At 57.0% G+C, this 11386-nt stretch carries 9 protein-coding genes and 4 pseudogenes; 6 read left to right on the top strand and 7 right to left on the bottom strand.

Annotation, left to right across the window (positions count from 1 at the left end):
• From QD409_RS34665 to speB, 6 genes and pseudogenes are all read right to left on the bottom strand, one after another.
• Positions 1-133: pseudogene (locus tag QD409_RS34665) on the bottom strand (IS701 family transposase); the annotation flags it as partial.
• A gap of 435 nt (positions 134-568) precedes the next feature.
• Positions 569-2002, bottom strand: a complete 1434-nt coding sequence (locus QD409_RS34660) for an NAD-dependent succinate-semialdehyde dehydrogenase (RefSeq protein ID WP_430764960.1) — start codon at positions 2000-2002, stop codon at positions 569-571.
• Between the two features lie 16 nt (positions 2003-2018).
• Positions 2019-3611 carry a gamma-glutamyltransferase gene (ggt, locus tag QD409_RS34655; RefSeq protein WP_430764959.1) on the bottom strand — a complete coding sequence of 531 codons (1593 nt, stop codon included), beginning with the start codon at positions 3609-3611 and terminating at the stop codon, positions 2019-2021.
• Positions 3612-3625: 14 nt separating this feature from the next.
• Positions 3626-5008 carry an aspartate aminotransferase family protein gene (locus QD409_RS34650; protein ID WP_430764958.1) on the bottom strand — a complete coding sequence of 461 codons (1383 nt, stop codon included), beginning with the start codon at positions 5006-5008 and terminating at the stop codon, positions 3626-3628.
• Positions 5009-5137: 129 nt separating this feature from the next.
• Entirely contained in the window at positions 5138-5980 is an 843-nt protein-coding gene (locus tag QD409_RS34645; protein ID WP_430764957.1) for a transporter substrate-binding domain-containing protein, read from the bottom strand.
• Between the two features lie 83 nt (positions 5981-6063).
• On the bottom strand, positions 6064-7110 hold the full coding sequence (gene speB, locus QD409_RS34640; protein ID WP_430764956.1) for an agmatinase: 1047 nt from the start codon (positions 7108-7110) through the stop codon (positions 6064-6066).
• A gap of 156 nt (positions 7111-7266) precedes the next feature.
• Between speB and QD409_RS34635 the strand changes: the two genes are divergently transcribed.
• Genes QD409_RS34635 through QD409_RS34620 form a run of 4 tightly spaced genes read left to right on the top strand, consistent with a single transcriptional unit; the run spans position 7267 to position 10274 of the window.
• Entirely contained in the window at positions 7267-7992 is a 726-nt protein-coding gene (locus QD409_RS34635) for a GntR family transcriptional regulator (RefSeq protein WP_430764955.1), read from the top strand.
• 33 nt (positions 7993-8025) lie between these two features.
• Positions 8026-8751 (top strand): ABC transporter permease, encoded by a 726-nt coding sequence (locus tag QD409_RS34630; RefSeq protein ID WP_430764954.1) that lies wholly within the window; start codon positions 8026-8028, stop codon positions 8749-8751.
• On the top strand, positions 8751-9449 hold the full coding sequence (locus tag QD409_RS34625; RefSeq protein ID WP_430764953.1) for an ABC transporter permease: 699 nt from the start codon (positions 8751-8753) through the stop codon (positions 9447-9449). Before QD409_RS34630 ends, QD409_RS34625 begins: the two co-directional genes overlap by 1 nt.
• An 18-nt stretch (positions 9450-9467) precedes the next feature.
• Entirely contained in the window at positions 9468-10274 is an 807-nt protein-coding gene (locus QD409_RS34620) for an ABC transporter ATP-binding protein (RefSeq protein WP_430764952.1), read from the top strand.
• Between the two features lie 57 nt (positions 10275-10331).
• On the opposite strand, the pseudogene QD409_RS34615 reads toward QD409_RS34620, so the two are convergent.
• A pseudogene (locus tag QD409_RS34615) lies at positions 10332-10529 on the bottom strand (DDE-type integrase/transposase/recombinase); the annotation flags it as partial.
• Positions 10530-10555: 26 nt separating this feature from the next.
• Between QD409_RS34615 and QD409_RS34610 the strand changes: the two are divergent.
• Together QD409_RS34610 and QD409_RS34605 are read left to right on the top strand one after the other, a co-directional pair.
• Positions 10556-10795: pseudogene (locus QD409_RS34610) on the top strand (transposase); the annotation flags it as partial.
• Positions 10752-11183: pseudogene (locus tag QD409_RS34605) on the top strand (glutathione synthase); the annotation flags it as partial. The pseudogenes QD409_RS34610 and QD409_RS34605, both read left to right, overlap by 44 nt.
• Between the last annotated feature and the right edge of the window lie 203 nt (positions 11184-11386).

Here is an 11386-nt window from a genome sequence, read left to right as displayed (position 1 = left end):
GGTTCGCGGATGCTGCAACTCGCTCCTGCGTAAACAGTCGCCGCATACGAGCCTTGACGTCACGCAGCGACGATGCCCAAAGTTCCAGCGTCGTCTCGATTGATGCACCCATCATCCATGACCTCCGAATCATGGAGACCCATAGATTCAGAGTTTATAGAAATATGCAACTGTAATGCTAAGCCTCGGGACTTTGATTGCAACAGTCCGAGCCGCTCATCTCTACCATGTTGCAGTAGCACCGATGTAGCCTTCCGGCAATCGAAGCGGGTGACGCCTACCCCACTGTCACGTGGTTGCCTTTCGGCGGTGTATCTTCAAGTCGTTCGTGCTGCGGTCCTTCCAAGCTAACCGCCTCGAGCTTCTCGCAAGTCATGACCTGAATGCGCAAATGGATGTTGTTGCCAAGCCCGATCCGCTCGCCATGCTGTCGCGCAAATCGTGATAGCGGCAGCACGAAAGCCTTACAGCGACAAGTGGATACCGGCCATCGAATTGGCGAAAGCAGAAAAGCGGATGTCAAACTGATGTCTGTGAAAGCATAGCTTCGGCGCTGCTATTACGGTCGCTAAATTGCCTCGGTTACAAGCTTTGAATTGATGTAATTTTCCATCGCTTCGACGCCGCCTTCCGAACCGTAGCCGGAATCCTTGATGCCGCTGAAGGGGAGTTCCGGCAACGCCAGCCCGTGATGATTGATCGAGAGCATTCCACTCTCGATGTCACGAGCAAGTGCAGCACTTGTTTTCGCAGACGTCGTGTATGCGTAAGCAGCGAGCCCATACGGCAGGCGGTTCGCCTCTCGAACGACGGCGCCATAGTCTGCAAAGGTGCTTATCAACGCCATAGGCCCGAAGGGCTCTTCATTGAGGACTCGAGCATCTTGCGGAACATTGGTGAAGACAGTCGGCTCGAAGAAATTCCCTCGATTGCCGATCCTCTTGCCGCCGGTCCTGACAATTGCTCCGCGCGATACGGCGTCTGATGTCAATGCCTCCATCGCATCGACCCTACGCGCATTGGCAAGCGGTCCCATCGTGACACCGTCTTCCAACCCGTCGCCAACCTTGAGGGCCTCGGCTGCCTTCACGAAACCGTCGACGAATTTGTCATACACACCGCCCTGGACCAGAAAGCGTGTCGGCGCCACGCAAACTTGTCCTGCATTGCGAAATTTCGCGCCAGCCAGAATTTTGACAGCAAGATCGATGTCAGCATCATCGAAAACGATGGCTGGCGCGTGCCCGCCAAGCTCCATGGTAACACGCTTCATATGAGCGCCAGCAAGCGAGGCTAGCTGTTTTCCGACAACCGTCGATCCCGTAAAGGAGATTTTGCGAATGACAGGATGTGGTATGAGGTAGTTTGAGATCTCGGCCGGAATTCCGAAAACGAGACCGATGACCCCCGCCGGCAATCCTGCGTCGACAAAAGCGCGAACAAGCTCTGCGCAGCTTGCCGGCGTTTCCTCGGGGCCTTTTAGGATGATGGAGCAACCGGCCGCGAGGGCCGCTGATACCTTGCGCACGGCCTGGTTCAGGGGAAAATTCCAAGGACTGAAAGCCGCCACCGGACCGACTGGCTCCTTGACGACCATTTGTCTGACATTGATCGACCTTGGTGGAATCAGACGACCATAGGCGCGCCGTGCCTCTTCGGCAAACCAGTCGATGGTGTCGGCTGCTCCTGCTGTTTCCGCTTTCGATTCAGCGATCGGCTTACCCTGCTCCAGAGTCATTATTCTTGCGATCGTTGCCGAGCGATCGCGTAGGATCTCCGCGGCCTTGTGCAGAATTTTCGCCCGCTCGAACGCGCTGACGCGCCGCCACTCTACAAAGCCGGCGGCGGCGGCCGAAAGCGCTTTATCAAGATCATCACTGCCGGCATTCGAAACGCGGCCGATGATTTCACCGGAAGCGGGGTTAAGGATGGATAGGCGCTCATTGGAGCCATCTCGCCAAAGGCCGTTTATGTGAAGTTGCGTATCCGGATATCCCGACATGTCACTCTCCATTTTCTTAGTAGCCGAGTGCACAACCGTCTTTTCGATGATCGGAAGCGCCCAGCAGCGCATTGTTTTGGTCGTCGATCCAGATCGCCTGCGCCCCGCCGATCGCCCAATTCGGAGCGACAGTCTTGAAACCACGTGTTTCGAAATCATGGCCGATCGATGTGCGAAGCTGCGCCTCCATCTCGACTGTGGTCGTGCCTGGAAGCGGAAACAGGCGAGGCAGATCGATAGCGCTTTGGATGTCCAGATCATAATCGAAGAGCTTGGAGAGGAAATGGGCGTGACCCATCGCTTGGTAGTGCCCCCCCATGACGCCGAACGAAAGCACCGTTTTCCCGGCACGGGTGACAAGCCCTGGGATAATCGTGTGCATCGGCCTTTTGCGCGGGCCTATGGCATTTGGATGACCGTCTTTCACCACGAAGCTCTGACCACGATTGTGGAACAAAACGCCGGACTTCGGTGCCATCAAGCCGCTTCCGTAGGGATGAAAGATCGAATTGATGAAACTTGCAGCATTTCGATCCTTATCGACGACCGAAATGTAAACGGTATCCGAGTGCTCGACGCCTCCGATAGCAGCCTTGGCATCGACGGCCTTCTTCAGATCGATTTTGGCGGCGAGACTGTCGATTAACTGATCAGACAGAAGGTAATCAACGGGGACATTCGACATCTGCGCGTCGGCCACCCATTGATCACGTGCGGCATAGGCAAGCCTGGTTGCCTCCACTTCAATGTGCAGATTGTCGGCGCTCAACGGATCGCCCTTGCGCTCAAAACGCTCCAGCATCTTGAGGATCATCAGTGCGATGATGCCTTGGCCGTTGGGCGGGCATTCGTGGACAGTCCATCCGCGATAGGTCACGCTGATTGGTTTAACGTATTCACCGGCGGCGGAGGCAAAGTCTTCGGCCGTGTGCAGGCCGCCGAGCGACCTCAGCTTGGTCACCATGTCTTCAGCGACTGGGCCGCGATAGAACCCGTCACGGCCCGCAACGCCGATCGCTTCGAGCGTTTGCGCAAGCTCGGGCTGGCGTTGAACCGATCCGACTGTCGGCACATGATCGTCAGTCAAAAAGATGCGGCGCGTCGACGGATCACGCAGCAACAGGTCCCGCTGGTTCGAAATGTCGGCCGCTACTCTCGGCGTGATCCCGTATCCCTCCCGCGCTAGCGCGATTGCAGGCGCGAGTATCTCCCGGATCGACATCCTTCCGTGGTCGGCAACGAGGCGCGTCCATGCGTCGACCGCACCTGGAATTGTCACAGCATGGGGCGACGACCGGTCGATGGAGGTAATTCCGTTGTTCTTGTACCATTCGTATTCCGCAGCGGCGGGCGTACGTCCCGAGCCGTTATAGGCGACGACCTGATCGTTGCCATTTGACGTCAGCAGCGCAAAGCAGTCACCGCCTACGCCAGTGGAGCCAGCCTCGACCACACATTGGACGGCGCAAGCGCCGACTGCGGCGTCAATTGCCTTGCCACCGCTCTTCAGTATCTCGATTGCGGTCAAGGTCGCCATCGGATGTGAGGTCGCCGCCATCCCGCTGCGGCCGACTGCGATCGATCTTCCCGGCGTTTCAAAGTTGCGCATCTCATCCCCTTTCCTTAGTACAACCCATTCGCCTTGGCCCAGGCGTAGGTGTCGTCGAGGGCGCGGGTCGAACGGTCGAACAACTCGTTAATCTGCGCCTCGGTTATGATCAGCGGCGGGCACAGCGAGTAATTGTCGCCCAGTGCTCGAGTGATGACGCCATGAACCTGCGCTCTCCGTCCCGCCTGGATTGCGATCCCGTGGGACGGATTGAACGCCTCTTTCGTCTCCTTGTTGCGGACTAGCTCAAGCGTCCCGATCAAGCCTCGGCCACGAGCGTTCCCAACGAGCGGATGCTCGCCGAGTTCATGCAATCGGCGCTGAAACGCTGGCGCCACGTTCTGGACGTGGCCGACAATGTCCCGTTCCTCGTATATCTTGAGGGTTTCCAGCGCGACAGCAGTGGCGACCGGATGGCCACTATAGGTGAAACCGTGCCCAAACGTCCCTATTTTCTCGCTCTCGGAAACGACTGCTGAATGGATCTTCTCGTTGATCATCAGCGCGGAGATTGGCTGGTATGCCGCCGAAAGTTGCTTGGCCATCACGATCATGTCGGGCTCAAGTCCGAAGCTTTCGGAGCCGAACATCGTGCCGAGCCTGCCAAAGCCGCAGATAACCTCGTCGGCGATCAGCAGGACGTCGTATTTCTGGAGAATTGCCTGGATTTTCTCGTAGTAGGTTGGCGGCGGAACAATGCAGCCGCCGGACGCCATAAGCGGTTCAGCGAAGAACGCACCGATGGTTTCCGGGCCTTCGGCCAGGATCAGCCTCTCGAGCGATGCGGCGCAACGCGTCGCGAATTCCTCCTCAGTTTCGCCTGGCTGACCGTAGCGATAGAATTCAGGGCAATCCGTATGCAACACACGGTCAATCGGCAAATCGAAGTCACGGTGGTTATTCGGAAGCCCCGTAAGGCTTGCTGAAGCGATGGTCACTCCATGATAGGCACGCATACGCGATAGGATTTTCTTCTTTTCCGGCTTGCCGATTGCGTTGTGATAATACCAGACGAGTTTCATGGCGGTGTCGTTGGCCTCGGAACCTGAATTGGCAAAAAACACCTTCGACATCGGGACGGGTGAAAGCTGGATGAGGCGGTCGGCAAGCTCGATAGCCGTCTCATGCGATTTGCCCCCGAAGCTATGGTAAAATGGCAATTCCTTCATTTGACGGGTCGCTGCATCTACCAGGCGCTGTTCGCTAAAGCCGAGCGAAGCGCAAAACAGCCCCCCAAGTCCTTCGATATATTTATTGCCATCGCTATCGATGATGTGAATCCCCTCGCCCCTTGCGATCACCAGAGGGCCGTCCTTCAAATGTTGCGACGCGTTGGTGTAGGGGTGAAGAACGAACGCGGCGTCCCGAGATTCAAGGGAGTTGAGAAGAATGGTCACAATGGCTCTCCAATTAGCGGGTGTGTTTCGATCGCGACGCTTGGCAAAGCTTCGCCGGTCAGCCGATGAGACCTCTCGGTACACCGGCCGCCATTTTTTGTTGGATCAAGGACTTTAGAGATCGATCAATCAATCAAGAGCCGTCTTGATCCACTTCTGTGCAAGCTTGTTGATGGTACCGTCCGCCTTAGCCGCTTTGATCGCCGCATCGAACATCGACTTCAGGACCGTGTCGTCCTTGCGAAGTCCTGCCGCGATACCCTGCCCAAAGACTCCACCCTTAAAGGTGGGCCCCGCGACCGCGTAGCCTTTGAAGTCATCCTTCCCAAGCGTTGCGGTCAGTGACGTTTTCTGTGCAACGACCGCATCGATACGACCGGCCTGGAGATCCAGGTCGTGCTGCTCGACGGTCTTGTATTCTCTCGGATCGACGACGCCCTTGAAATAGGTATCGAGGAACGCTGCGTTCGCCGTAGATACCTGGGCGCCGACGGCCTTGCCTTTGAGAGCATCTCGAAGCGGCTGCAATTCCTGCTCGACCTTGGTCTTGTCGGCAGCAAGATCGACGGTGGTCCCCGTACCCGGAAGATTTGCAAGCGGACCGCTCTTATCAACCATGAAGGCCGCCGCTGTCGGGGCATAGGGCTCGCTGAACGAGATGACGGCAAGGCGTTTGTCGGTAACAATCATCGAGGCCATGATGGCATCGAACTTTTTCGCATTGAGCGACGGGATGAGGCCATCCCAATCCTGGGCGACGATCGTGCACTTGACCTTCATGCGAGCGCAAAGGTCATTGGCCAGATCAATCTCGAACCCGGCGAGCTTGCCATCAGGACCGGTAAAATTCCAAGGCTCGTATGCGCCTTCGGTCGCAATGGTGATCTCGGTTGGCTTCGTCTGTGCGGTAGCGGCACCAGCCGAGACGACACTCAGCAGAACGGATGTCAGCAAGAGTTTTGATATTTGCATGCTTGTATTCCCCTTTTCGTTGCACCCTGCCATTTTTTTGGAGACAGAGCGGTTGCAGTCGCCGCAACGTCCAGCTTCGGTTGCTAGGACGTGCGAACCTTCATCGCCTCGGCCGCTAGGCAGAGGAGTTCGAATAGTACCTGCGCGGCAACTTGCGCGGTGTTGGTGGTTGGATCGTACTGTGGAGCGATCTCGACGACGTCGCCGCCGATGATGTTCAATCCGGCAAGCCCCCGCAGAATTCCCAGTGCCTGGGCCGATGTCAGTCCGCCCACTTCAGGCGTCCCGGTGCCGGGTGCAAATGCGGGATCGAGAGAGTCGATGTCGAAGCTGATGTAAGTCGGACCCGAACCGGCGATTTCTCTCGCCTTCGCGATGACGGCCTTCATGCCAAGGTCGCCAACCTCTTCGGCATGTATGACAGTCATGCCGGACGCGTACGAGAACTCCCACAGATATTCGGAGTTGCCTCGAATGCCGATTTGGATTGTCCGCCTGGGATCAAGAACGCCATCGAGAACCGCCTGGCGAAACGGTCCGCCATGATGGAATTTACACCCCTCGAACGAACCGCCCGTGTCGCAATGTGCGTCGATGTGGATCATCCCCACGGGTCGGTCTTTCCCAACAGCCTTCAGAATCGGAAGACCGATGGAGTGGTCGCCACCAACTGCCAGGGGCACAACGCCCGCCTTGATCACCCCGCGGACAAATTGCTCGATATCCTCATGGCATGCCGCAAGATCAAAGCGGTTCCGGAACGGAACATCGCCAACGTCTGCCACCCGTGCGTGGGCAGTCGGGACCGCCCGCAAGACATGCTCATAAGGACCGACTCGGTCAACATTGCGAACGGCTCTCGGCCCGAACCGCGCGCCTGATCGGTTCGTCACTCCGAGATCCATCGGAATTCCGAAAAGCGCGATGTCGATGTCCGTGAAACCGGGCGACGCATCGGCACGATAAGGCGCCTTCAACAGCGTTGGCACGCCGCAATAAGGAGCCTGGCGGCTGTCTCCTTCGCCAAAGACCAGTTCGGCGACCTTCCGAAACTCCGGATCGAACATCTCGCCGCCGGAAGTATTCGAGAAGCGCTCCCGCAATTCTTCCAGACTTAGAATCTGTGGCATCGGACCTCCCGTTTGTTCTGAACCCGCAATTCGAGCTGCGCTGAAAAAGCCGGTGAAGAGCCATTGCTTGTTGTGGTCAACATTGTATACATAATCGTATTCTTCTTGATCGAGCAAGAGGGAAAAAGTTAAGATGACGTTCGACTGGCCCGATAAATGCGTGAAAGACGAAAGGGGATTTCATTGGTATCAACCAAAACGGAACAGCGAGGCTCGTTGCGCGAAAGCACCTACTCGCAGCTGAAGGATCTCATCCTCAGTGGCCAACTTCGCCCTTCGGAGCGCCTATCGGAAAGCACGCTGGCCAAGCGGTTTGGCGTCAGCCGAACGCCGTTGCGCGAAGCACTGATGAAGCTCGAAGAAGAAGGGCTGATCGTCGGGCAGCGGAACCTCGGCTATACGGTCACCGATCTGGATATCACCAAATTTTGCAACTTGTTGGTTGTTCGGGAAGCGCTCGATGTTTGCGCGGCCCAGCTTGCCTGCGAGATGGCAAGCGAGGAGGACCTCGATCGGCTTCGGGACGTCATCGCCCAGATGGTAGAGCTCAAGGAGACGACGAACGAAGCTCCGTCAGACGCGGCCCGTAACCTCGACCTTGGGCTATACATCCATCGCGTCATCGTGGAATCGACTCGTAACGAGGCTCTCGTGAGGGTGACCGACCAAGTCTATCAACAGCTTCGTCTGGCACTCTGGCTCGAAGTCCTTTGGGTTGATCTTGAACATACGGATCTTGACGAGCACCGGGCAATCGCAGACGCCATCTGCGCGCGCGATCGGGACGCCGCTGCGAACGCGGCCCGCGCACATGTCCAGAGTTCGCTTAAGAACATGTCGAAGCTACAGCGCATTTGGGCGCATCGGCGAGCCGCCGACTGAATCAAGCCTGATCTTTCACAAAGAGGTCCACGCATGGAACTTATCGATAGTTACCTGGCGCTCGTCGGCTTCGGACAGACGGGTTGGGGTTCGCTCCTTCTAACCGCAGCGGCCATGACAATTGGCGTTTCCGCCTGCGGCTTCCTGGCTGGAACTGTTATCGGCACGGTTATCACCTTCATGCAGTTGTCCCGGCACATGGCCGTTCGCGGGCTCGCCGACTGCTACACCACGGTTCTACGCGGGGTGCCGGACCTTCTCGTCATCTATCTTTTCTATTTCGGCGGAAGTGCGCTCCTTGGATCTGTCGGTGACCTGTTCGGCTATCATGGCTTCATCGGAATGCCCGCATTTTTGACCGGAACCCTGGCGCTAGGCGTGGTTTCGGCGGCGTATCAGGCCGAGGTTTTTCGCGGCGCCTATAGATCGGTCGCACGCGGCGAGATCGAAGCCGCCAGCGCCGTCGGTATGCGGCCATGGCCAAAATTCAGGCGCATCGTCGCACCGCTCGTGCTTCGCTACGCCATTCCGGGTCTCGGAAATACCTGGCAGCTTGTGTTGAAGGAGTCGGCATTGATTTCCGTGACGGGTCTCGTTGAGCTTCTCCGCCAATCACAAATTGCTGCCGGGTCCACGCGCCGCCCGTTTGAATTCTACCTGACGGCGGTCATCCTTTATCTCGTCGTCACCTCGTTCTCATCAATTCTGTTCAGGTGGATGGAAGCTCGGACGACACACGGGTTAAGGAGGGCGCTGTGATGGATGTTGGTTTCATGTGGGAGACGTTTCTCACCCTTCTGGCCGGTTTGCCGTTGACTATTGAGCTTGCAGTCACATCCATCCTCGCAGGTAGCATGTTGGCACTTGCCATCTCGCTTTTTGCTGTGACGGGCGGCTCAATCGGCCGAACCATAACCCGCGCTTATGTCTTCGTCTTCAGAGGCTCGCCCCTCCTCGTCCAAATGTTCTTGCTCTACTATGGCTTGGGCCAATTCCGGCACGGGTTGCAGGACCTTGGTGTCTGGTGGTTTTTTCGTGAGCCCTATTGGTGCGCGGTGCTCGCGCTCACTTTGAACACTGCCGCCTATTGCAGCGAAATCTTTCGAGGGGGCCTGGAGGCCGTCTCCATTCAACAGATTGAGGCCGCACGCGCTTGCGGCATGTCGGGCATTCTCTTGTTCAGACGGATCATTCTTCCAATTGCCATCCGACATGCGCTGCCGGCCTATGGCAACGAGATCATCTTGATGGTCAAGGCAACTGCACTCGCGTCTGTCATCACGATAATGGAAGTCACCGGTCTTGCGGGAAAATTGATCGCGGACAGCTTTCGGGCGTTCGAAATCTTCATCGTCGCGGGAGCGATCTACCTTGCGATCAATTTCCTCGTTACGCGGATGCTCATGGTGGTCGAATTCTGGCTTTCGCCGCACATGCGCATGCGGCCGCAATCCTAACACTTAACAGGAGTGTGCATGTCGATCAGGGGAACAGCTTTGGACAGCGATAACACACCAAAAAGCGCTGCCGTCTCAGTAAAAGACCTTAAAAAATTCTTTGGTCCGTTGGAGGTTTTGAAAGGTGTCTCGCTAGAGGCTCATGAAGGCGACGTCATATCAATTCTCGGCTCCTCAGGCTCCGGAAAGTCGACGATGCTCAGATGTCTCAACATGCTCGAGGTTCCCGACAGCGGAGAAATTCGTATTGGCGGGGAGCTGTATGCGATGAAAAAAGCGGGGCAAAGAACCAGGCCCGCTGACCGCAGACAGGTCGATCGGCTGCGAGAACATATCGGCATGGTGTTTCAGAGCTTCAATCTCTGGTCACATATGACCATTTTGGAGAATGTCATCGAGGCCCCCGTGCATGTTCAGAAGCGCGATCGTGCCGAATGCATTGCAGAAGCCGAAGCTCTTCTCGAAAGGGTTGGGATTGCCGATAAGCGAAACTTTTATCCAGCGCACCTGTCGGGAGGGCAGCAACAACGGGCTGCGATCGCTCGAGCGCTGGCGCAGCGGCCCAAGGTAATGCTGTTTGACGAGCCCACGTCGGCCCTCGATCCAGAACTTGTAGGCGAAGTGCTCAAAGTGATGCGCTCTCTTGCCGAGGAAGGTCGAACAATGCTGGTCGTCACGCATGAGATGGCGTTTGCCCGCGACGTATCCAACAAAGTTGTGTTTCTTCACAAGGGGGTCGTTGAAGAAACGGGCGCGCCGGCAGAACTATTCAAGCATCCGAAGTCCGAGCGGTTTCGGCAGTTTCTTGCGCATGAGCGGAGCTAGTTCGGTTCTGTCGCAAATCGTGCTTTTGGTTACAATGGGACGCCTTTGCGCCAATGTTCATGCAGCAAGGATTTCGAACTGCTCTGCGATCGAGGGCCGCGGATTATAGGCGAACCTCGCCTGCCGTTTGCGCATCATGTGGATCATCTCGATGCCGGAGAGAATGACCGCGGCGCTCGCCATCGATTTGAAACCGAGCATGGAGCGAATGCGGCGCTTAATGCGCCGATGATCCTGCTCGATCCGGTTGTTGAGAGGCGGGCCTTCGCCAGCGAGGCAGCCTGACGCTGTGGATGACCGCAGAAGCTTTGTCGCAGTGGCAGGCGCCGAAGCGCACGACCCGTGGCGGCCAGCCGCGCTATTCCGATCAGGCCATCGAGACTGCTCTAACGCTGGGCGTGGTGTTCGGCCTGCGGCTGGGTCAGACAGAGGGCTCGCTGGCATCGGTGCTCGGTCTGATGGAATTGGACCTTGCCGTACCTGATCGCGCAAGCCTATCTTCCCGATGCGATGGCTGGCGATATAAGATTATTCCTCATGAATGGTCGGCCGCTGCAACGTGACGGCGCATATGCCGCCTTCCGACGTGTGCCGGCAAAAGGCGAGGTCCGTTCCAACATGCATGCCGCAGGCACCGCCGCCGTCGCCGAAATCACGCCTAAGATCCTCGCGGTCGCCGAAATGGTGCGGCCGAAGCTCGTCGAGGATGGCATGTTCCTCGTCGGCCTCGACATCGTCGGCGACAAAACTCTCGAGATCAACGTCTTCACACCCGGCGGCCTGGCCGAGATTGCCGAACTCCATGGCGTCGAACTGGCGCTCGATGTCATCATCGCGCTGGAACAGAAAGTAGAGATGAGAAAAAACTATGCCGGTCGGATTTCAAACCGGATGCTGGCAACCTTATAATCTGCCGACCTGAGAGATCGCGACATTGCTGACGGTGTTGCAGGCTGATGGCAGGCGCTATTGCGTTTGAAGGCATGAAAGTAACAACGGTTGTTGCGGTTGCCACCTGCCCAAACTCAACCCCTTGAACGATCCGTGCAAATGCCAAGCAGATGCTTAATCAGCCTCGGCCTGCGTCGTCATTTCCCATTCGATTCATCGAT

This window comes from Rhizobium sp. BR 315, assembly GCF_050577975.1.
GTDB classification, from domain to species: domain Bacteria; phylum Pseudomonadota; class Alphaproteobacteria; order Rhizobiales; family Rhizobiaceae; genus Rhizobium; species Rhizobium miluonense.
Note: the sequence above shows the minus strand (reverse complement) of the source record. Positions and strands in the feature narration are given on the sequence as shown.

What these genes read in the sequence shown, in the direction of transcription:
- QD409_RS34660 (WP_430764960.1), bottom strand. Translation starts at nt 2,002, where the DNA reads ATGTCGGGATATCCGGATACGCAACTTCACATAAACGGCCTTTGGCGA.
- ggt (WP_430764959.1), bottom strand. Translation starts at nt 3,611, where the DNA reads ATGCGCAACTTTGAAACGCCGGGAAGATCGATCGCAGTCGGCCGCAGC.
- QD409_RS34645 (WP_430764957.1), bottom strand. Translation starts at nt 5,980, where the DNA reads ATGCAAATATCAAAACTCTTGCTGACATCCGTTCTGCTGAGTGTCGTC.
- speB (WP_430764956.1), bottom strand. Translation starts at nt 7,110, where the DNA reads ATGCCACAGATTCTAAGTCTGGAAGAATTGCGGGAGCGCTTCTCGAAT.
- QD409_RS34635 (WP_430764955.1), top strand. Translation starts at nt 7,267, where the DNA reads ATGCGTGAAAGACGAAAGGGGATTTCATTGGTATCAACCAAAACGGAA.
- QD409_RS34630 (WP_430764954.1), top strand. Translation starts at nt 8,026, where the DNA reads ATGGAACTTATCGATAGTTACCTGGCGCTCGTCGGCTTCGGACAGACG.
- QD409_RS34625 (WP_430764953.1), top strand. Translation starts at nt 8,751, where the DNA reads ATGGATGTTGGTTTCATGTGGGAGACGTTTCTCACCCTTCTGGCCGGT.
- QD409_RS34620 (WP_430764952.1), top strand. Translation starts at nt 9,468, where the DNA reads ATGTCGATCAGGGGAACAGCTTTGGACAGCGATAACACACCAAAAAGC.